The organism is Pseudomonas sp. LF020 (assembly GCF_053456425.1).
In genome coordinates this window covers 668,153-689,651 of record NZ_JBRFIX010000002.1, presented here as the reverse complement: position 1 = coordinate 689,651, position 21,499 = coordinate 668,153, and the positions used below count along the sequence as shown (strand labels likewise).

Sequence of the window (21,499 nt, the reverse complement as noted above, 5' to 3'; positions counted from 1 at the left end):
TTGGCATAAATTGCTTTGGATAAGATTAAGTTAATTGTTCTGTACGGGGCATTGGTAATAGCCAGTTAACTTAACTTCATCTTTAGCCTATTTTGACCTGAGCGTTTTATCTACTGTCAGAAATACTAGGTTTTTCCTGTTTTACCTGCCGTCGGTCTGATTTTGAGCTAGAACGACCGCACAATCCGCCCCAACGTCTCCATCGCCTTCTCCGAACTTTCAGTCCACGGGCTGCCGTAATTCAAGCGGATGCAATTCCTGAAGCGCTGGGTCGGCGAGAAGATCGGCCCCGGCGCGATGCTGATCCCCTGCGCCAACGCCATCTGAAACAACTTCAATGAATCCATCTGCGGTGGCAGTTCCAGCCACAGGAAGTAGCCACCGGCCGGCTGGCTGACGCGGGTCTGCGCCGGGAAGTAGCGGGCAATTGCTGCGAGCATCGCGCTTTGCTGTTCTTCCAGGGCGTAGCGCAGTTTGCGCAGGTGGCGGTCGTAGCCGCCGTGCTGCAGGTAGTCGGCGATGGCCGCTTGTGCCGGCATCGAGGCACAGAGCGAGGTCATCAGTTTCAGCCGTTCGATTTTCTGCGCGTAGCGCCCGGCGGCGACCCAGCCGATGCGGTAGCCGGGGGCCAGGCTCTTGGCGAACGAACCGCAGTGCATCACCAGCCCTTCGGTGTCGAACGCCTTGGCCGGTTTCGGCGCTTGCTGGCCGTAATAGAGTTCGGCGTAGACATCGTCCTCGATCAGCGGCACCTGATGCCGGCGCAGCAGTTCCACCAGTTCCTGTTTCTTCGCCTCGGGCATGGTCGCGCCCATCGGGTTCTGGAAACTGGTCATGCACCAGCAGGCCTTGATCGGATGGCGCTCCAGGGTCTGCGCGAGTACGCCGAGGTCAATGCCGTCGCGCGGGTGCACGGGGATTTCCACGGCTTTGAGTTTAAGGCGCTCCAGCACTTGCAGGCTGGCGTAGAACGCCGGGGCTTCGATGGCCACCAGATCGCCCGGCTCGGTCACCGCTTGCAGGCACAGGTTCAGCGCTTCGAGGGCGCCGTTGGTGATCAGCAGTTCTTCCATCGGCAGCATCAGCCCGCCGACCATGTAGCGCAGGGCGATCTGCCGGCGCAGTTGCGGGTTGCCCGGCGACATGTCGGTGACCACCATGCGCGGGTCCATCTCCCGTGCGGCGCTGGCCAGCGAACGCGACAGCCGTTGCAGCGGGAACAGGGTCGGGCTGGGGAACGCCGAGCCGAACGGCACGGTGCTCGGGTCCTTGATCGATTCCAGCACCGAGAACACCAGTTCGCTGACGTCGACTTCGGTGGAGTCGTTGACGTGGCTGCTGATCACCGGCTCCGAGAACGGGCTCGGTGCGTGGGTGTTGACGAAGTAGCCGGAGCGCGGCCGCGCACGGATCAGGCCGCGACGCTCCAGCAGGTAATAGGCCTGAAACACCGTGGACGGGCTGACCCCGTAAGTCTGGCTGGCGTAGCGCACCGACGGCACCCGTTGCCCGGGGCCGAGCACGCCGGAGCGGATCAGTTCAGCGATGTCGTCGGCGAATTTTTCGTAGCGTTTCATCGGGGGCCTTGGTGCTGGTTGGATGTGTAGGGTGTCAGGGAAAGCCCCTCACCCTAGCCCTCTCCCGGAGGGAGAGGGGACTGATCGGGTTGTATGTTCGAGTTACGCCGACTTGAAAGCCCGGAGTCGAACTCGGGTTTGAAAGCCACTGAGATCTGCTCCCTTTCCCCCTCGCCCCCTGGGGGGAGAGGGCTGGGGTGAGGGGGAGGATTCTAACGGCTCAGCGATTCATCGGCGCCACAAACCTGCTTTTCGCCACGCTGTAAATCTGCGGCTCGTCGCTGTCGGCAATCTTGAAGCTCAAGGTCTGCGAGCTGCTGGCCGGGCGCTCGGTGGTCATCGCCACCGACACCGGCACATCGACAATCTCCCCCGGCGCCAGGCTCAGTTCGGTCTTGCCCTGCAACTGGAAGCCGTCGCCATCCACCAGGCTCAGGTGGTAGTCCTGGCGCTGCTGGGTCTTGTTGATCACCTTGAGGGTGTAGATGTTCTCGATCTGGCCCTGACCGTTTTCACGGAACAGCCCGCGATCCTTGGTCACGTCCAGCGAGACCATCGGCCGTTCGACCAAGGCCAGCGCCAGTGCGCCGATCATCACCAGCAGCACCGCGACGTAGCCGATCAGCCGTGGTCGCAGCAGATGGGTCTTGCCGCCTTGCAATTCGCGCTCGGAACTGTAGCGGATCAGGCCGCGCGGGTAGTTCATTTTGTCCATGATCGAATCGCAGGCGTCGATGCAGGCCGCGCAGCCGATGCATTCCATCTGCAAGCCGTCGCGGATGTCGATGCCGGTCGGGCACACCTGCACGCACAACTGGCAGTCGATGCAATCGCCGAGGCCGGCCTCGGCGGGCTTCACATCGCGTTTGCGCGGGCCACGGTTTTCGCCACGGGCGACGTCGTAGGAAATCGCCAGAGTGTCCTTGTCGAACATCACGCTCTGGAATCGCGCATACGGGCACATGTGCATGCATACCGCTTCGCGCAGCCAACCGGCATTGATGTAAGTGGCAGCGGTGAAGAACAGCACCCAGAACAGACTGACCCCGCCGATTTGCAGGGTGAAGAGCTCTTCGGCCAGCGGGCGAATCGGTGTGAAGTAGCCGACGAATGTCAGCCCGGTCATCACGCTGATTGCCAGCCAGAGGGTGTGCTTGGCCGCGCGCCGCGCCAGTTTGTTGAGGCCCCAGGGCGCCGCTTGCAGTTTGATCCGCTGGTTGCGTTCACCTTCGGTGACTTTCTCGCACCACATGAAGATCCACGTCCACGAACTCTGTGGGCAGGTGTAACCACACCAGACCCGGCCAGCGAACACGGTGATGGCGAACAGGCCGAACGCGGCAATGATCAGCAGCGCCGAAAGCAGGATGAAATCCTGCGGCCAGAAGGTCGCGCCGAAGATGTGGAATTTGCTTTCGGCCAAGTCCCACAGCACCGCCTGACGCCCGCCCCAGTTCAGCCACACGGTGCCGAAGAACAGCAAAAACAGAAACCCCGCGCCGCTCATGCGCAGGGTTCGGAACAGGCCAGTGAAACTGCGGGTGTGGATCTGCTTGTCGGTGGAGCCGGCCTTCGCCTTCATCGGGCGACCAGGCACATTTTTTATGGTTGGCGCTGCTTCTACGGTTCGGACGGGGATTTGTTCGCTCATGGTCATTCGCTCATCAGCCTCCATCAGGCGGATGAACTATGAGCGCCGATCTGTTTGCATAACAGACTCAGCTATTTGAATAAAAAGCGGATCAGATGGCTTTTCGCGCCGGCCCTGCGACAACTTGAAGCAGCCCGCCGACAACGGCGCAAATGCCTAACGCAGGCGTTTGCGCCGGGTGTTGATCCGGGTCAAGTCAAATCACCGAATCACTCTCGTCAGCCTTCAGGTGCTTGCGACCGTCTCTGGCGCCGGCGACGGTCAATGCGTCTGCCTCGGCTTCGGTGATGTAAACGCGCCGGCCTTCGATTTCAACGAAAGACATGGCTTTTTCACTGTCCGTTTTGACTTCCAGGGTGTCGCAAATGCGAATTTCCTCGCCATTCTCGACCGTGAAAAAACACACTTTCTGTTCAGGATTGGATTCATCGATGCGAACGGGCATGGGGGCAGTCCTTTTTCAGGGGGATCTGCAAGGTTAGGGCGCCGCATTGGCCGATCGTTCTGCGCAACTGATTAATGGTCGCTGCTGTCCATCCCTTATCCAACCAATAACAAGGATCAAACGATGAATGCCTGGTGGCATGAAGTGTGGGAAACCCTGCAAGCGGAGTTCGCTGACATCGGCGATGCCTCACAACTGACACGCATCACCGTGCGACTGGTGATGGCGGCGGTACTGGGGGGGATTCTCGGTTTCGAGCGGGAACATAAAGGCAAGGCCGCCGGGGTGCGTACGCACATGCTGGTGGCGCTCGGCGCGGCGCTGTTTGTGCTGGTGCCGCAGACCTCAGGGGCTGAATCCGATGCGATGAGCCGGGTGTTGCAGGGGGTGATCGCCGGGATCGGTTTTCTCGGTGCCGGGACGATCCTGAAGAATCAGGAAGGTGACGAAGGGCACGTGAAAGGGCTGACGACGGCAGCCGGGTTGTGGATGACTGCGGCAATCGGCGTGGCGGCGGGGCTGGGCAAAGAGGCGACGGCGTTGCTCAGTACCTTGCTGGCGCTGGGGATTTTCAGCGTGATGCCACGGGTGGTCAGGGTGTTCGAGAAAGACGGCGAGAAAAACCAGCACCTGTAACAACCCGTAAACCCCCTGTAGGAGCTGCCGAAGGCTGCGATCTTTTGATCTTGTTTTTAAAAATCAACATCAAAAGATCGCAGCCTGCGGCAGCTCCTACAGGGGGGGGGCGTGTCAGACGATGACGGGGGGCATCGTGGTGGGTGGTTCGTCCTTCGGCGGTGGCGTGGTGCCTGGGGGTTCCTGCTCGGGAACCGGTTGCGGCTCGGTCTCGGGCAGTGTGGGTTTGTCGATGTTCGGATCAGGGGTTTCGGCCGGGATCGGGATGTTCATCTGTAGACCTCCGTGTGGCACATGGCGTGAGAAGTGCTTAAGTGGATTGACCACCTGTTGGCGATTTCGATCCGCTTGGTTGTTCAGGCAAATCCCTGTGAACTTTTCCCCGCGCCGGTCGCTCGGAACCTAAGTCAGTTCAAGTCGTGGCCGGTGCCTCATTGTGAACACGGATCCGGCACAAGAGCGTCCTTGGGGCGTAAAGGAGAGATGCTCGATGTCTGCTGAAAAACCTTCAGAGCAGAGCTACAACCCGCACATGCCGCTGTCGCAGGCGTTGCTGCTGCCGCGCATCGTGATCGAAAACACCATGCCGACTCTCGATGGCGGGCAGTTTGCCGTCAAGTCGATTGCCGGGCGTGACGTCGTCGTCACCAGCAAAGTGTTTGCCGATGGCCATGACAAGCTGGCGGTGCGCGTGCGCTGGCACGAGGAAGGCACCGAGACCTGGCAAAGCGAAGTCATGAATGACCTCGGCAACAACAGTTGGGAGGGCCGCTTTCGGCCCGAGCATCAGGGGCGTTTTGTCTTTTGTGTCGAGGCGTGGATCGATCACTTCGCCAGTTTCCAGTACGAACTGGAGAAAAAACACAACGCTGCCGTTCCGGTTTCACTGGAATTGCAGGAAGGCCGCAGCATGGTGCAGCAGGCCGCCGAGCGCAGCGACGGTCAGCTCAGCGAGCAACTCGCAGCGCTGCATCATGAGCTGTCCGGGTTGCTCGAAACCGAGCAGGTGGCGCTGTTTCTGCACTCGCGCAGTGCGCAATTGATGGCGCAGGCCGATCACCGCGCCTATCTGAGCCTGAGCGCGGAATTCCCGGTGGATGTCGAACGTGAACTGGCCGAGTTTGCCAGTTGGTACGAGCTGTTTCCGCGATCGATCACCGACGATCCCAACCGACACGGCACTTTCAACGACGTGCACTCGCGTCTGCCGATGATTCAGGACATGGGTTTTGACGTGCTGTACTTCACGCCCATTCACCCGATCGGCCGCGCCCATCGCAAGGGGCGCAACAATTCCCTGACGGCCGGGCCGGATGATCCGGGCAGTCCGTACGCGATCGGCAGCGAGGAGGGCGGCCACGAGGCGATTCACTCGCAACTCGGCACTCGCGAAGACTTCCGCCGTTTGGTGGCTGCTGCCGCTGAGCATGGCCTGGAGATCGCCCTCGATTTCGCCATCCAGTGTTCCCAGGATCACCCATGGCTCAAGCAGCATCCGGGCTGGTTCAACTGGCGGCCGGACGGCACGATCAAATACGCGGAAAACCCGCCGAAGAAATATCAGGACATCGTCAATGTCGACTTCTATGCGCCGGACGCGATCCCCAGTCTGTGGGTCGAGCTGCGCGATATCGTCGTCGGCTGGGTCAACGAAGGTGTGAAAATCTTCCGCGTCGACAATCCGCACACCAAGCCGCTGCCGTTCTGGCAATGGCTGATCGCCGATGTGCGGGCGCTACACCCGGAGGTGATCTTTCTCGCCGAAGCGTTCACCACGCCGGCGATGATGGCGCGTCTGGGCAAGGTCGGTTACTCCCAGAGCTACACCTATTTCACCTGGCGCAACACCAAGTCGGAGCTGGCGACCTATTTCACCGAACTCAACGAATCGCCGTGGCGTGAATGCTACCGGCCCAACTTCTTCGTCAACACGCCGGACATCAACCCGGCGTTCCTGCATGAGTCGGGGCGGCCGGGGTTTTTGATCCGTGCGGCGTTGGCGACCATGGGCTCGGGCCTGTGGGGCACGTACTCCGGGTATGAGCTGTGCGAATCGGCGCCGGTGCCGGGCAAGGAGGAATACCTTGATTCGGAGAAGTACGAGATCCGCGTTCGCGACTTCAATGCGCCGGGCAACATCATTGCCGAAATCGCCCAGCTCAACCGCATCCGCCGGCAGAACCCGGCGCTGCACACGCACCTGGGGCTGAAGGTCTACAACGCCTGGAACGACAACATTCTGTACTTCGGCAAGCGCAGTTTCGATGGCAGCAATTTCATTCTGGTGGCGGTGAGCCTGGATCCGCACAACGTGCAGGAAGCCAATTTCGAGCTGCCGCTGTGGGAGATGGGCCTGCCGGACGATGCGACCACCCATGGCGAAGACTTGATGAACGGGCATCGCTGGGACTGGCATGGCAAATACCAGTTCATGCGCATTGACCCGGCGTACCAGCCGTTCGGGATCTGGCGGATTACTGCCGCATAAGGTCGTGCACAGAACCTTGTGGCGAGGGAGCTTGCTCCCGCTCGGCTGCGCAGCAGTCGTAACACAAGTGAACGCGGTGCATCAGAACAAATGCAATGGGGCTGCTTCGCAACCCAGCGGGAGCAAGCTCCCTCGCCACAGGTATTAGCCGTGTGGCTTTCCAGAATTGAACAGGAGTTTCACATGGCGAAGAAACCCAAGGCAGCCACCTTTATCAAAGACCCGCTCTGGTACAAGGATGCGGTGATCTATCAAGTACACGTCAAATCGTTTTTCGACTCCAACAACGACGGGATCGGCGACTTTCCCGGCCTGATCGCCAAACTCGATTACATCGCCGAACTCGGCGTCAACACTATCTGGCTGCTGCCGTTCTACCCGTCGCCACGCCGCGACGACGGTTACGACATCGCCGAATACCGCGGTGTGCACAGCGACTACGGGACTATGGCCGACGCCAAGCGCTTCATCGCCGAGGCGCACAAACGCGGCTTGCGGGTGATCACCGAGCTGGTCATTAACCACACTTCCGACCAGCACCCGTGGTTCCAGCGGGCGCGCAAGGCCAAGCCCGGTTCTGCGGCGCGCGACTTCTACGTGTGGTCGGATGACGATCAGAAGTACGATGGCACCCGAATCATCTTCCTCGACACCGAAAAGTCCAACTGGACCTGGGACCCGGTCGCCGGCCAGTACTTCTGGCACCGTTTCTATTCGCACCAGCCCGACCTGAATTTCGACAACCCGCAAGTGATGAAAGCGGTGCTGTCGGTGATGCGTTACTGGCTGGACATGGGCATCGACGGCCTGCGCCTCGACGCCATTCCGTACCTGATCGAGCGCGACGGCACCAACAACGAAAACCTGCCCGAGACCCACGACGTCCTCAAGCAGATCCGCGCCGAAATCGATGCGAATTACCCCGACCGCATGCTGCTGGCCGAGGCCAACCAATGGCCGGAAGACACCCAGCTGTACTTCGGCGACACCGATGCCGAGGGTGTCAACGGCGACGAATGCCACATGGCGTTTCACTTTCCGCTGATGCCGCGCATGTACATGGCGCTGGCCCAGGAAGATCGCTTCCCGATCACCGACATTCTGCGGCAAACCCCTGAAATTCCTGCCAACTGCCAGTGGGCAATCTTCCTGCGCAACCACGATGAGTTGACGCTGGAGATGGTCACCGATAAAGAGCGCGACTACCTGTGGAACTACTACGCCGCTGACCGTCGCGCGCGGATCAACCTCGGCATTCGTCGGCGTCTGGCGCCGTTGATGGAGCGTGACCGCCGCCGCGTCGAGTTGCTCAACAGCCTGCTGCTGTCGATGCCTGGCACGCCGACCCTGTATTACGGCGATGAAATCGGCATGGGCGACAACATCTACCTCGGCGACCGCGACGGCGTGCGCACGCCGATGCAATGGTCGATTGACCGCAACGGCGGCTTCTCCCGCGCCGATCCGGCCAGCCTGGTGTTGCCGCCGATCATGGACCCGCAATACGGTTATCTCTCGGTCAACGTCGAGACCCAGGCCGGCGACCCGCATTCGCTGCTCAACTGGACCCGGCGCATGCTCGCCGTGCGCAAGCAGTCCAAGGCGTTCGGTCGTGGCACGCTGAAGATGCTCTCGCCGAGCAACCGACGGATTCTGGCCTACACCCGGGAATTCACCGACGCCGACGGCAAGCACGAAATCATTCTCTGCGTGGCCAACGTGTCGCGCAGCGCGCAGGCGGCGGAACTCGATCTGTCGGCCTACGTCGGCATGGTCCCGGTAGAGATGCTCGGCGGTAACGCGTTCCCGCCGATCGGCCAGTTGAATTTCCTCCTGACCCTGGCGCCGTACGGTTTCTACTGGTTCGCCCTGGCTGCGGAAAACCAGATGCCGAGCTGGCACGTGGAACCGGCGCAGAGCCTGCCGGACTTCACCACCCTGGTGCTGAAAAAACGCATGGAAGAACTGCTCGAAGCACCGACCCGCAATACGCTGGAGCAGAGCATCCTGCCGAGCTGGCTGCAGAACCGCCGCTGGTTCGCCGGCAAGGACGCAGCCATCGAACAGGTCAATCTGGCCTACGGCGTGCGCTTCGGCGATGCGCAGCATCCAGTGCTGCTCAGCGAGATCGAAGTCACCAGCGCCGGGCAGACCAGCCGCTATCAATTGCCGTTCGGCTTCATCGCCGAAGATCAGGTCGGCCCGGCGTTACCGCAGCAACTGGCGTTGTCCCGTGTTCGTCGCGGGCGGCAGGTCGGTCTGATCACGGATGCCTTCAGCCTCGAAACGTTTGTCCACGCGGTACTGCAAGGCATGCAGAGCAACACCGTGCTCAACTCCGAACAGGGCGAGATTCGTTTCGCGCCGACCGCGCAACTGGAAAAACTCGGCCTCGGCGCTGAATCCGAGGTGCGCTATCTGTCCGCCGAGCAGTCGAACAGTTCGGTGGTGATCGGCAACAGTCTGGTGCTGAAGCTGATCCGCAAGGTCGCCTCGGGTGTTCACCCGGAACTGGAAATGAGCGCGTACCTGACCGAGGCCGGTTTCGCCAACATCTCGCCGCTGCTCGGCTCGGTGATTCGCCGCGATGGCGCGGGCGAAGACAATCTGCTGATGATCGCCCAAGGCTATCTGAGCAATCAGGGCGATGCCTGGGAATGGACGCAGAACAACCTCGAACGGGCGTTGCGTGATGAGCTGGCGGACGCGATGTCCGAGCAGGAACAGCATTACAACGCCCTCGGCGAGCTTAAGGACTTTGCCGGCATGCTCGGCCAGCGTCTGGGCGAAATGCACCAGGTGCTGGCGGCGCCGAGCGACAATCCCGACTTCGCCCCGCAAACCACCAGCGCCAAGGACGCCCAAGCCACTGGCAAGGACGTTGCGGCGCAGGTCGAGCATGCGTTGAAGCTGCTCAAGCAGCATCAGAGTCATCTGAGCGCGGCGGATCAGAAAATGGTCGCGCAGTTGGTGGACAACAAAAAAGTCATCCTCGGTCATGTGCAGGAACTCGCGCAGAAAGCCGTGGGCGGCTTGCGGATTCGCGTCCACGGCGACCTGCACTTGGGCCAGGTGCTGGTGATCAAGGGCGATGCCTATCTGATCGACTTCGAGGGTGAACCGGCGCGGCCGCTGCACGAACGGCGCGGCAAACACAGTCCGTACAAGGACGTCAGCGGCGTGCTGCGTTCCTTCGATTACGCGGCGGCGATGACCATCAACGTGCACAACGCCGATCACAGTCCAGAGTCGGAAGCGGCCCGGCACCGGGTTGCCGAGCGCTACCTGCGTGAGGCGCGCGAGGCATTTGTTCAGGCGTATCGCCAAGCGGCAGCTAGTCTTGATCATGCCTGGCAGGATCCTGCGGGTGCCGACGCTGCGCTTGCGCTGTTCGGCCTGGAGAAGGCGGCCTATGAAGTGGCCTATGAAGCCGAAAATCGCCCCACGTGGCTGCCCGTGCCGTTGCACGGCTTGTATGGGTTATTGACGGGGCTTAAACCCTTTTCCGATCTTGGTGGAGAGTAGTCATGAGTTTCTCGAACAAGGAACAGGGTCACGCTAAAGAAGCGTTATTACCGGCGGCGCAGGACATCGACGCGCTGGTGCGCGCCGAACATCGCGACCCGTTTTCCATTCTCGGCCCGCACGGCGATGGTGCCGGCGGGCAGTTCATCCGCGCTTATCTGCCGGGTGCGTTGAAAGTCGAAGTGCTGGACAAGGACAGCGGTGAAGAACGCGGCGAACTGCAAGCCACCGAAACACCGGGATTGTTTGTCGGTCACTTCGATCAGGCGCGGCCGTACCTGCTGCGCACATGTTGGGCCGGCGGCGAGCAGGTGGCGGAAGATCCCTACAGCTTCGGCCAGTTGCTCGGCGAGATGGATTTGTATCTTTTCGCCGAAGGCAATCATCGCGACCTCAGCAGTTGCCTCGGCGCACAACTGACCACGGTCGATGGCGTCGACGGTGTGCGTTTTGCCGTGTGGGCACCGAATGCCCGGCGGGTGTCGGTGGTCGGCGATTTCAACGTCTGGGACGGTCGCCGGCATCCGATGCGCCTGCGCCATCCATCCGGGGTCTGGGAGTTGTTTATTCCGCGCCTGCAGGCGGGCGAGTTGTACAAGTACGAGATCCTCGGCGCCCACGGCATTCTGCCGCTCAAGGCCGACCCGATGGCCCTGGCCACCAGCCTGCCGCCGGACACCGCTTCGAAAGTCGCCGCGCCGCTGCAGATCAACTGGCAGGATCAGGACTGGATGAGCGGCCGCCGCGAGCGGCAGAAGCATTCAGCGCCGCTGTCGATCTACGAATTGCATGCCGGCTCGTGGCAATGCGAACTGGACGATCTGGGCGAAGTCGCCCGTCAGTACACCTGGCCGGAACTGGCCGAACGGCTGATTCCTTACGTCAAGGAACTCGGTTTCACCCACATCGAACTGATGCCGATCATGGAGCACCCGTTTGGCGGCTCATGGGGTTATCAGTTGCTCTCGCAATTCGCCCCGAGCGCCCGATACGGCACTCCAGAGCAGTTCGGTGAGTTCGTCGACGCCTGCCACCGCGCCGATATCGGCGTAATTCTCGACTGGGTGCCGGCGCATTTCCCTACCGATACCCACGGCCTGGCGCAGTTCGACGGCACGGCGTTGTATGAATATGGCAACCCGCTGGAAGGCTTCCATCAGGACTGGGACACGCTGATTTACAACCTGGGCCGCACCGAGGTCCACGGCTACATGCTGGCGTCGGCGCTGCACTGGTTGAAGCATTTCCACATCGATGGTCTGCGCGTCGATGCCGTGGCTTCGATGCTCTATCGCGACTATTCGCGCAAGGCCGGCGAATGGGTGCCGAACCGTCATGGCGGGCGCGAGAATCTAGAGGCGATCGATTTCCTCCGCCACTTGAATGACGTGGTCGAGCTGGAAGCGCCGGGTGCGCTGGTGATCGCCGAGGAGTCCACCGCATGGCCGGGCGTCAGCCAGAGCACCCAGCAGGGCGGTCTCGGTTTCGCCTACAAATGGAACATGGGCTGGATGCACGATTCGCTGCACTACATTCAGCAGGATCCGGTGTACCGCGCGCATCATCACAACGAACTGAGCTTTGGTCTGGTGTATGCCTGGTCGGAGCGCTTCATCCTGCCGATCTCCCACGACGAAGTGGTGCACGGCAAGCACTCGCTGATCGACAAGATGCCCGGCGACCGCTGGCAGAAATTCGCCAACCTGCGCGCCTATCTGAGTTTCATGTGGACCCATCCGGGCAAGAAACTGTTATTCATGGGCTGCGAATTCGGCCAGTGGCGTGAGTGGAATCACGATCAGCAACTGGACTGGTACCTGCTGCAATACTCGGAACACAAAGGCGTACAGAAACTGGTCGGCGACCTTAACCGCCTGTACCGCGAGGAACCGGCGCTGCACGATCAGGACGACGCGCCGCAGGGCTTCCAGTGGTTGATCGGCGATGACGCGATCAACAGCGTGTACGCGTGGCTGCGCTGGAGCAAGGACGGCAAGCCGGTGCTGGTGGTCGCCAACTTCACCCCGGTGCCGCGTCAGTCGTATCGGGTCGGCGTGCCGTTTGCCGGACGCTGGCGTGAGTTGCTCAACAGTGATGCCGACACTTACGCCGGGTCCAACTATGGCAATGGCGGCGGGGCGTTTACCGAAGAGGTGGCGAGCCACGGCCAGTCGCTGTCGCTGGAACTGAACCTGCCGCCGCTGGCGGTGTTGATCCTCAAGCCGGAGGGTTGATCCAGGTACCGATAACCCTGTGGGAGTAAGCTTGCTCGCGAAGGCGATATGTCAGTCAACGATGATGTTGAATGTTCAGCCGCTTTCGCGAGCAAGCTCGCTCCCACAATGATCCTGGGATGATCCGAAATCACCAACGCATCCGCACCCCCAGACTGCCAATCAACCCGTTCAGATCATTGTCATCCACGTCACTGCTGTAATCGGCGCTGACATACAGACTGACGGCAGGCGTCACCCGCGCCACCAATCCCAGCCCTAATTCGACTGTTGATGACTTGCGGCTGCTGCTGATTTTGTCGACCTGATCGAGGGTCACCGTGTTGCCGGTATACACTGTGTGCCAGAGGTTGGTGCGCACATAGGGCTCCACGGGCAGACCGTTCACATCGTAACTACCTTTGAGGCGGGCGCCGACGCGGCCGCTCCACGCCGACAGATCCGTTGATGAGGCATTGCCGGAACCCGCGTATGGCGTGTCGAGAGTAATGCGCTGGTTGATCAATTGCGCCTGGGGTTCGACCACCCAGTTTTCACTCAGCCCGATGGGGTAACCGCCCTCGACCGAGAAGGTCATCGCGCTGCCTTCGGTGGCCTGGCGCGCGCCCTGTTCATTGCGACTGAAACCACTGACCCGACCACCACTGGCCGACAGGTCGACATGCCAGCCTTGCGCGCCAGTCAGGCGGTAATAGGCGCCTAGGCTCTGGCCTTGCAGGTTCAGGGTATCGGTGGTCGGATCGGCGAGTGTGCGGCTGCTGATCAGACCGCCGCTGTTGGCCATGATCTGCTTTTGCCCGCCGATCAGGCCGATGGTCTGGGTGTGTCCGCCGGGGCTTTGTATGGTCATTACTGGCGGGCCTTTGAAGTCGCCGTTGCCGGGCGTGGCAAAACCTGGCGACAGCACGTCGGTTTGCGCTTGTCGGGCGCTTTGCCCGTACAACCGGTCCCAGGCTGCCGGCGCCAGATCCTCGGTGAACAGGTCGGCGCCTTGCAAATCGGGACGCGGACTCAGGCGTTGTGGCTCGGGGGTGACAACGGTTGCCGGCAAGGTCAGAACGGGCATGTCCTGGCGATACCAGGGAGTGGTTTCATCCGCCGCAGGTCCGGCCTGCGCCTCCATGGATGAGCACAGCAGAATCGAACTCGACACTGTGCAAAACGTCACTTTGATCTCTTGTGGGGTGAATGAGCTTTTCATGGAGGTCTACCTTGCAAGCGCATGCGGGATCTCTTTTCTGGCGTCTCTCCTACCCCGAACGAGGGGCGACCGAATGGAGCGGGGCGAACCGCGGCGCTCGATTTCGCGAGTGCCGTAAGGGTCGCCCCGGATAGTGATTCCGGGGGTAGTAAGGTAGAGATAAGAAGAGCGAGGCCCATGCGTCAAGAAACTGCACGATGAGCGGTACAGCTAAATCAGGTGCTGCAAGCGTTTGTTTTTCTGCACATATCCAAGTCGTTGTTTGCAGGGGAAAACAGTGCGGAGACCGGGCTGTAAAGGGTTCAAGCAGCCTGCTATCGATTCACCAACTGATGCGAACCCCAAGATTTCCCGCCAGCCCACGCAGGTCATTGCTGTCAATATTGCGGCTGTAATCGGTGCTGGCGTAAACACTCACCGCACGGTCAAGCGTCAGTACGACGCCGAGGCCAACGTCTGCGGTGGAGGATTTCTGCTGGCTGTCGATGGTGTCGGTGCCGTCGAAGGTCACCGAATCGGTGCCGGAAAAGGTGTGCCAGAGGTTGGCCCGCAGGTACGGCTCCAGCGGCAAGCCGTTGACCTGATAACGGCCCTTGAGCCGGGTGCCGAGGCGACCGGTCCAGGCAGCGTCGGAATCGAATGACACTCGCGAGATACCGTCGTCCTGGCTGTCGAGGGAGATCTTCTGGTGGATCACCTGCACTTGCGGTTCGACCACCCAGGTGTCGTTGAGCGCGAACGGGTAGCCTGCCTCGGCCGAGAGCGTCAGGGCATGCCCGCGATTGTCCAGTTTCAGCCCACGGTCGGAACGGTTGTCGCCGTCGAAACGCGTGCCCATCGCCACGGTATCGAGGTACCAGCCGTAGGGATCGGTCAGCGTCCAGTACAGGCCATAACTGTCACCCTCGAGTTTGATCTTGCCCGCGCTGTTGCCCTCGAAGCCTTCGTTGAAACCGTCAACATCGCCCTGAATCCGGCTGTGGCCAACGAACAGGCCAATGCGTTGCGTTTGCCCGCCCGACGTCTGCGTGCTGTACAGGTCATTGCCGACTTGAAAGCCATTGAGTGAACCGTTCAGGCGTGGGGTGACGGTGCCGGCCCAGCTCTGGTCGATGTTCTTGCCGTAGACGCGGCCCCAACCGGCCCCGAAGGCACCGGTTTCGCTGAGCAGGCGTTGATCGCCCTGACGATCGTGAAACGTGCCGAGTGCGCTGAGGGTCAGTTGCGCGGCGGCGGGCGGCAGCACTGACCAGTTGGGCACTTCCGGACGATAGATCGGGATCGGCGCAGCGCCCGCCACGGCGGTGGGCAGCACGGGGAGTACGGGCAGCTCAGGGCTGGTGATGGGCGGCGCGGGTTCGCCGGGGGCGGGTGCTACAGGAGTGATCTGCGCGACAACCGGAGTCGCCACCACCGGTACCAGAATCGGCGGCAGAGCCGGATCGGGATTGGGCACGCTGACTACCTGCGGTGCGACGACGGCGGAGCGCAGGTACCAGCTGTTTTCGCTGCCGGCGGTGACGCCGCCCTTGAACAGGTAGTAATCGTAAGCGCCGACCGACACCGGACCGCTGAAGCTGAAGGCATTGTTGGTACTGACAGTGGAGCCTTGGGCCTGCACCACCTGAATGCCGTTTTCCTGGGTCAGCCCACCGATCCCGCCGATGTTGGTCACGCTGATGACCGTGGCACCGCTGAGGCTGCCGTTGTTGACCACCAGTTTGTCGCTGGGCGCACCATCGGCACCGAGTTCGCTTTGCAGCAACAACTGGCCGCCGTTGCCGACGTAGTTGCCGTTGATGGTCAGGCTGTCATCGGTACGACTGTTGTTGCGAGTCAGGTCGATGACCCCGGCGTTGTTGACGGTCACGGGCTGCCCGGCCACGGCGGGTGACACCGCGCCTTGGGTGGAGAACACGCTGCTGCTGGCATCGACGTTGAGCACGCCGGCGCCGCTGACAGCATCGCCAAGCACCAGGCTGCTCGACCCCAGGTCCAGTTGCGAGCCGTTGTTGAGGTTCACCGTCTCCCAATTGCTGAATCGCGCTGGCAGCGCGGTGCGGGTGTTGTCGAAGGTCAGGACGTCGTTGCCCGCGCCGCCGTCGACGTTGGGGGTCAGTGCCAATACGCTGTCATCGAGGTTGCGCAGCGTTGCGCTGTCGTTGCCGTCGCCCATCAGGATCGCCGAACGGATGATGCCGCCGCCGTCCCACAGCAGCGTGTCGTTGCCGACACTGGCGCGGATCTCGCCGCCGATTTCGCCGCCGGTCACGGTAATGCTGTCGTTGCCGCCGCTGACACTGATATTGCCGCCGATGCGCCCGCCGGAAACGATAATGGTATCGGTGCCAAACCCGGTGACCAGGTTGCCGAGGATCTGCCCGCCGGACAGGTCGAAAATATTGTTGTCGAGCTTCATGTCGACCCGGCCGATGGTGCCGCCGGTCATGCGCGCGACATCGCCGTCTTCAAAGGCGCCGACGATGGTGCCGCCGGTCATCAGGAAGGTATCGCGGCCATCGCCCTGCGCCAGTGAGCCGACCGAGCCTGCGCTCATGACGAAATCGTCGATGCCGGCGCCCTGGCTGACCGCGCCGGTAATCACGCCCGATTGCATGTTCACCCGGTCAGCGCCGGCGCCGAAGGTCACGCTGCCATTGATCTGGCCGCTGCCGTTGGCGGGGAAGGCCAGGCTGTTGTTGCCCGCAAGGTCGGTCAGTGGACCACTGGTGCCACTGTCACAGGTGAACGCGTCGTTGCCGGGGCCCGGGATCAGTGAACAGGCGGCGGAGGCGGGTGAACTGGCGAGCAGTAGTGAGGCAGGCAGGAACAATGTCTGCGGCAGGGCCCGCAGGTATCTGGAGTAGCGCGTCATGGCAATTCCCTTCGGCTGAATTCGGGAAATTCATCCTTGAGCGAGCCTTGATCCGGCCTCCCTGTATAACTGAGGCACCACGTGAGATCCCTGCCCTAACGAATTGAATGCGCTACTCCTTGAGCTTTCCTAGGTGTAGAAGAATTCGCTGCCCGATCAAGCACGACTGACCAACGGTCATGTCAGAACTGCGCTTAAAGATGCACCTCAACCGCCAGCGGCAAGTGGTCCGACAAGTGCGTCCACGGCTTGTTGCCAAGGATCTGCGGGTCGTGGCTGCTGGCATTGCGCAGGTAGATGCGGTCCAGGCGCAGCAACGGAAAACGCGCGGGGTAGGTCTTGGCCGGACGGCCGTGGTGGCGTTCGAAGGCTTCGTGCAGGTAATTGCGGCGGGCGAGGGCGGCATTGCCCTGCAGCTGCCAGTCATTGAAGTCGCCGGCGATGATCACCGGTGCATCGTCGGGCAATGATTCGAGCAACTGGCAAAGCAACTGCAACTGCAATTGGCGGTGGCTTTCCAGCAGACTCAAATGCACGCAGATTGCGTGCACCTCGGCGTGGCCCGGTACGTCCAGCACGCAGTGCAGCAGGCCTCTGCGCTCGGGGCCGGTGATCGACACGTCGAGGTTGCGGTATTCGCGGATCGGGTATTTCGACAGCAGGGCATTGCCGTGGTGGCCATCGGGATAGACCGCATTGCGCCCATAGGCGAAATCGCTCCACATGCTGTCGGCGAGAAATTCGTATTGCGAGGTTTGCGGCCATTCCTGGTAGCGATTGGAATGGCGCTCGTGTTCGCCCACCACCTCCTGCAGAAACACCAGATCGGCCGAGGTGCTGCGCACCGCTTCGCGCAGTTCCGGCAGGATGAAGCGCCGGTTGAGGGCGGTAAAACCCTTGTGAGTGTTGACCGTCAGCACACGCAGGCGATGGATGACGGGTGCGTCGACGGCGTGACGCTTGGGATCGCTGGACACGTTCACTCCTCTGAAAAAACGGCTTCCTGTTCATGCGACTGGTCTGTGCGCGGGCAGTTCCTTCCAGATGTCTCAGGTCGGAATTCAAATCAGCAGAGCCGCCAGGAAACCTGTGGGAGCGAGCTTGCTCGCGAAGGCGGCCTCCCGATCGACCAATCTCTGCCTGAATGCACTCGGTCAAATTGTGGGAGCTGGCTTGCCAGCGATGACGGCCTACCCGCCGACCAATCCCCAACTGAATGCAAGCATTCCAACTGTGGAAGCGAGCTTGCTCGCGAAAGCGGCCTGCCAGACAAAATCAAAACAACAGCGCAAACGCCGCAAATAAACATAACCCGGCAACCACGTTTAAAGTACACGAACCGTTACGCCATAACGGCTACAACGCCTTGCGCCGTTACCTACGCGTACGCCAGAATCCGCCGGCTTACACGGCTATGCGATGGGCTTATCGTTTCCCTGTCACTGGAAAACAGTGATCGGGTTTGGTAGCCCATTTCGGTACGGTCGTATGGCGTCACCTTATGCAGCCTCTTTTTTGCGGCTCAGTTTTATATGGTGGACATGCGTGGGGCTCATTCGTGAGCGCCGGGTTCCGTATCGACCGGTCTACCAACCCGCGCATGGCCGCCACCCATCGTTTGGTAGCGAGGGTGATGGCTCCTATTTCTCGATACGGAGTTTCATCCATGTTCAAAGCCACACCCAACCCCCCAGACACCTCGATCCCGTACGACCCAGCCCTTGACCCGCAGAAGATAAAAGCGGCAACCGACCGCGCCATCAACTTCTACCTCAACCCCGGCGCACTGAAGATCTCGATCCCTACAGCCTCGTCATGCAAGTCGAACAGAATCTTCCTCATCGACCCCACCGTGGACGAAGAAACCTTGCTCGTCGAAGCCTGTGAATCCCTGGCCGCCGCCAGTGACATGGCCCGCGATATCGGCGACACCGTCGACCACTCACAGCGCCGGGCCATGCTGATGCTGCATCAGGTGATCATGCTCAGTGAACTGATGGTCAACCGGGTACTGGACGGCCGCCGCGTCCCGAACTAATCGGTCACCCATGTAGGAGCTGCCGAAGGCTGCGATCTTTTGATTTTGTTTTTCAAGATCAAGATGAAGATCAAGATCAAAAGATCGTCCGAACGCGGCCCGAGCCTGCGGCAGCTCCTACAGTGAGTAATCCTTTCAAAGTGCCTCGATCGGAGTTCCAGCCGATGCCCGAAACCCCACCCAATCCGCCGGTCACAGACCCGCAAATCATGGCAACCCCCTACACCCCCAGCAGCATGTTCCTGGTCAACCCGCAAACCGACACCGAATCCCTGCTGGCCAACGCCTGCGAATCCCTGGCCTCAGCCACGGTGATGCTCGGCGATTTCGCCGGCACGCTGGAGGGGCCGAGTCGTAATACAGCGCTGGGTATTGCGCAGGTGGTGATGCTGGGGGAATTGGCGGTGAATCAGGCGCTGGATAATGTTGTGCCCAGGGAATAGGCGCTGATAGGTCTGGCCTCATCGCGAGCAGGCTCGCTCCTACAGTGGATCTGCGTTTGTCACAGGTTAAGTGCCCGGCAAAGATCCCTTGCAAACGTGAGCCTACTCGCGATTGCCATTAAATAAATCTGTCTCCTTATCCCTTCTCAGCAACTAGGGTTTAAGGCAAGCAAACCCTTTCGTATCAATTGAATGTGACGGTGAAGGGCGGAGTTATCTGCTTTCCTGTGGGACCGAAGAAGTTCAGCGTATATATTCCCGGACCCTTGAGTGTGATACCCCATAATCCGATTTGACGGGAACCAGGAGATTTAATGTCTAAAGTCCTGCTTTGAAGCTCACCCATGGGGCTACTTAGAGTTACTACATGAGTTCCTATGGCGAAGGATACGACCTGAAAACCCAAGTTCAAGCCCACGTAATTCGAAAGTAACAATACGCTACCGTTTTGTGGAAGATACCCGGCGCCTCCTGTTTGTCCATTTTGTATCCAAAACGCTAGAACATCTTTTGCATCTGTGACAACGATGAGGTACGGGGCAGAAGTCTGATCACTGCCATCCAGAACCTTCGCTGTGAAGATGTGGGTCAACGCCTCAAGCCTCATCAAGGTGTACGACCATTCTCCGGTTTGCGAGTCTGCCAAGACTTCGCCTATGGCTATCAGATTATCCAGAATTTCGACTCTTTGGCCCCTGCTTGCGACACCGGTCATAACTATCGTTCTGTCAGCAGTATCACCGCCAGACAGAATCATCTGGCCCACAGAGTCTCTTGCCGAAATGATGGTAGGCCGCACATCTTCAAACGCTTTGATCTTGTAAGTGCGCACAGGCAAGGCCACCGCCTCATTCTCATTCGTGCTCTTGCCGAACGCCGCCTTGAATTCCATCCTCAGCGTGCTGCCATCCTTGAGGTTTCTCAAGCCTTCAAGGGCGATGCTTCGCTCGTAATAACCTTGATCGAGCCACTTGTCGCTTACCATTGAGCCTGGTGCGGTATGGATCTGAAGGTTGTAGTCACTGCCATCAGCGTTCGTCCCTTTCAGACGCAGCCACACATATTGGCCTGTAGCAATCAATGGCCAGACGCCCATGCGATAGATGGCATTGCCGGTTAGATTCCATACATTGAACTCTGGGCCCTCGCCGTTATCGTCGGCTTCCAGAATCACCGGCAGGATCAAGCTTGAGTCCGGCAGGGCTTCGATATTCAACAACAGCGGCAACGAGGTACGGGGCACAGCGTTGCGGATGACGGTATACGTCACAGTGACGATTTTGCTGAGGCTGAAGGCCAACACCGACAGTGGCACCGTGATCTCCAGCCCTTCGCTGACCAGTTGCAGTGGGCTGGTGTAGGAGCCGCCGGCTGCCGCGGTGGCGCCTGTCCATTGCACGCTCAGTTTGTCAGCGGGGAGCAGGCTTGCCCCGGGGATCAGCACCACGATTTCAGGCAGAGTCGGGTTGAAGGTGTTGCCGGTCTGACCGCGTACGGTCGGGGCGGGCGGTTCGAAGGGGACAGCCAGGTGAATGTCCAATGCAGTGCTGTCGGAGATCTCAAAGTTGCCTAACTGGTCGGTCACCCTGAAATAGACGGTGAGCTTGCCGTCGCCCGTTTTTTCAAAGTCGGCGGTATACAGCGTCATGCTCAATTCGGCACCCGGGTGGGTGACCTCCAGATCGAAAGCATGATTGCCAATCTGCAGGCGCACAAGGTCATAAAGCTCGGGCCCGGTGTATTTGAAGGTGAATTTAACGCCTTGAGCCGCCCGTTCCGCGCTGATGCCGTCGGTGACCACGTCGCCTGGAATCTTCAGAACCAAGTCGATCGGTACTTGCAGATGGTAGAGCACGTCCAGATCGCGTGAGGGTTGCGGGTGGCCACCGAGGCGAGTTACGACGTAATACAGGCGATTGGTGCCATGTTTCAGGCGCTTATGCGGCACGTAGAGGGGGATGCGCTTATGCTCGTCTCCGGGTTGCACGGTGTGGCTTGCCACCGGTGGTTCGTCGTCGTTCAGATACAGGGCGACCGAATCGAATTCCGCCTTGGGGTCTTGGAAGAACCGCCGTTCAGTCCATGGATCGATCACCACCTGCAGGCCCAATGGGTTACCGTCGTAAATGGATTTGGGAATACCGCCGTCGGCACGATCGGCGGGCTTGATCGGGGTTATCCAGCCAGGAATGAGTACGGGATAAAGCTCAAGAATATTGTTTGATATTGACGAGATATTCATGGCTGCACCTCGCGTGATGGGCGTCCGTCCAATCGGACATGCTCATCTCACCTCAGGTAAAAGCCGTTGCCTACTGTCATATCTGACAGGTGAGGGCGGGTATCAGACGAACGGCAAATCCTCTGTAGGAGTGAGCCTGCTCGC

General features: G+C 60.3%; 14 protein-coding genes. 6 read left to right on the top strand and 8 right to left on the bottom strand.

Annotated elements, in window-relative coordinates; translation table 11 throughout:
* Nucleotides 1-167: 167 nt before the first annotated feature.
* From mapR to ACU680_RS07020, 3 genes are all read right to left on the bottom strand, one after another.
* Complete coding sequence (mapR, locus tag ACU680_RS07030) at nucleotides 168-1,577, bottom strand: GntR family transcriptional regulator MpaR (protein WP_329697883.1); 1,410 nt, start codon at nucleotides 1,575-1,577, stop codon at nucleotides 168-170.
* Between the two features lie 220 nt (nucleotides 1,578-1,797).
* The gene (gene ccoG, locus ACU680_RS07025) at nucleotides 1,798-3,228 is read right to left on the bottom strand and encodes a cytochrome c oxidase accessory protein CcoG (RefSeq protein ID WP_448179056.1); all 1,431 of its coding nucleotides are present in this window, start codon (nucleotides 3,226-3,228) and stop codon (nucleotides 1,798-1,800) included.
* Nucleotides 3,229-3,424: 196 nt separating this feature from the next.
* Nucleotides 3,425-3,673: a DUF3203 family protein gene (locus tag ACU680_RS07020; protein WP_007968520.1), complete on the bottom strand. Its 249-nt coding sequence runs from the start codon at nucleotides 3,671-3,673 to the stop codon at nucleotides 3,425-3,427.
* 123 nt (nucleotides 3,674-3,796) lie between these two features.
* On the opposite strand from ACU680_RS07020, the gene ACU680_RS07015 reads away from it, so the two are divergent.
* Nucleotides 3,797-4,309, top strand: a complete 513-nt coding sequence (locus tag ACU680_RS07015) for an MgtC/SapB family protein (RefSeq protein ID WP_448179055.1) — start codon at nucleotides 3,797-3,799, stop codon at nucleotides 4,307-4,309.
* A gap of 114 nt (nucleotides 4,310-4,423) precedes the next feature.
* On the opposite strand, the gene ACU680_RS07010 is transcribed toward ACU680_RS07015, so the two are convergent.
* A complete protein-coding gene (locus ACU680_RS07010; RefSeq protein WP_448179054.1) occupies nucleotides 4,424-4,582 on the bottom strand; it encodes a hypothetical protein in 159 nt (52 codons plus the stop codon).
* 217 nt (nucleotides 4,583-4,799) lie between these two features.
* Between ACU680_RS07010 and ACU680_RS07005 the strand changes: the two genes are divergently transcribed.
* The 3 genes from ACU680_RS07005 to glgB all read left to right on the top strand — a co-directional run bounded on the left by ACU680_RS07005 (nucleotide 4,800) and on the right by glgB (nucleotide 12,556).
* On the top strand, nucleotides 4,800-6,797 hold the full coding sequence (locus ACU680_RS07005) for an alpha-1,4-glucan--maltose-1-phosphate maltosyltransferase (protein WP_448179053.1): 1,998 nt from the start codon (nucleotides 4,800-4,802) through the stop codon (nucleotides 6,795-6,797).
* Nucleotides 6,798-6,980: 183 nt separating this feature from the next.
* Complete coding sequence (treS, locus tag ACU680_RS07000) at nucleotides 6,981-10,322, top strand: maltose alpha-D-glucosyltransferase (protein ID WP_448179052.1); 3,342 nt, start codon at nucleotides 6,981-6,983, stop codon at nucleotides 10,320-10,322.
* Nucleotides 10,323-10,324: 2 nt separating this feature from the next.
* Nucleotides 10,325-12,556 carry a 1,4-alpha-glucan branching protein GlgB gene (glgB, locus tag ACU680_RS06995; protein ID WP_448179051.1) on the top strand — a complete coding sequence of 744 codons (2,232 nt, stop codon included), beginning with the start codon at nucleotides 10,325-10,327 and terminating at the stop codon, nucleotides 12,554-12,556.
* Between the two features lie 130 nt (nucleotides 12,557-12,686).
* Here the strand turns inward: glgB and ACU680_RS06990 are convergent, their stop codons facing one another.
* The 3 genes from ACU680_RS06990 to ACU680_RS06980 all read right to left on the bottom strand — a co-directional run bounded on the left by ACU680_RS06990 (nucleotide 12,687) and on the right by ACU680_RS06980 (nucleotide 17,609).
* The gene (locus ACU680_RS06990; RefSeq protein WP_448179050.1) at nucleotides 12,687-13,757 is read right to left on the bottom strand and encodes an autotransporter domain-containing protein; all 1,071 of its coding nucleotides are present in this window, start codon (nucleotides 13,755-13,757) and stop codon (nucleotides 12,687-12,689) included.
* A gap of 322 nt (nucleotides 13,758-14,079) precedes the next feature.
* Entirely contained in the window at nucleotides 14,080-16,632 is a 2,553-nt protein-coding gene (locus ACU680_RS06985) for an autotransporter family protein (protein ID WP_448179049.1), read from the bottom strand.
* Between the two features lie 194 nt (nucleotides 16,633-16,826).
* Nucleotides 16,827-17,609 carry an endonuclease/exonuclease/phosphatase family protein gene (locus ACU680_RS06980; RefSeq protein WP_448179048.1) on the bottom strand — a complete coding sequence of 261 codons (783 nt, stop codon included), beginning with the start codon at nucleotides 17,607-17,609 and terminating at the stop codon, nucleotides 16,827-16,829.
* Nucleotides 17,610-18,298: 689 nt separating this feature from the next.
* Here ACU680_RS06980 and ACU680_RS06975 point away from each other — a divergent pair.
* Nucleotides 18,299-18,670, top strand: coding sequence for a DUF6124 family protein (locus ACU680_RS06975; protein WP_338801803.1), 372 nt, complete (start codon nucleotides 18,299-18,301; stop codon nucleotides 18,668-18,670).
* Nucleotides 18,671-18,810: 140 nt separating this feature from the next.
* Nucleotides 18,811-19,113, top strand: a complete 303-nt coding sequence (locus ACU680_RS06970; protein WP_448179136.1) for a DUF6124 family protein — start codon at nucleotides 18,811-18,813, stop codon at nucleotides 19,111-19,113.
* 184 nt (nucleotides 19,114-19,297) lie between these two features.
* Here ACU680_RS06970 and ACU680_RS06965 read toward each other — a convergent pair whose 3' ends face one another.
* Nucleotides 19,298-21,355 (bottom strand): hypothetical protein, encoded by a 2,058-nt coding sequence (locus ACU680_RS06965; RefSeq protein ID WP_448179047.1) that lies wholly within the window; start codon nucleotides 21,353-21,355, stop codon nucleotides 19,298-19,300.
* Nucleotides 21,356-21,499 lie beyond the last annotated feature (144 nt).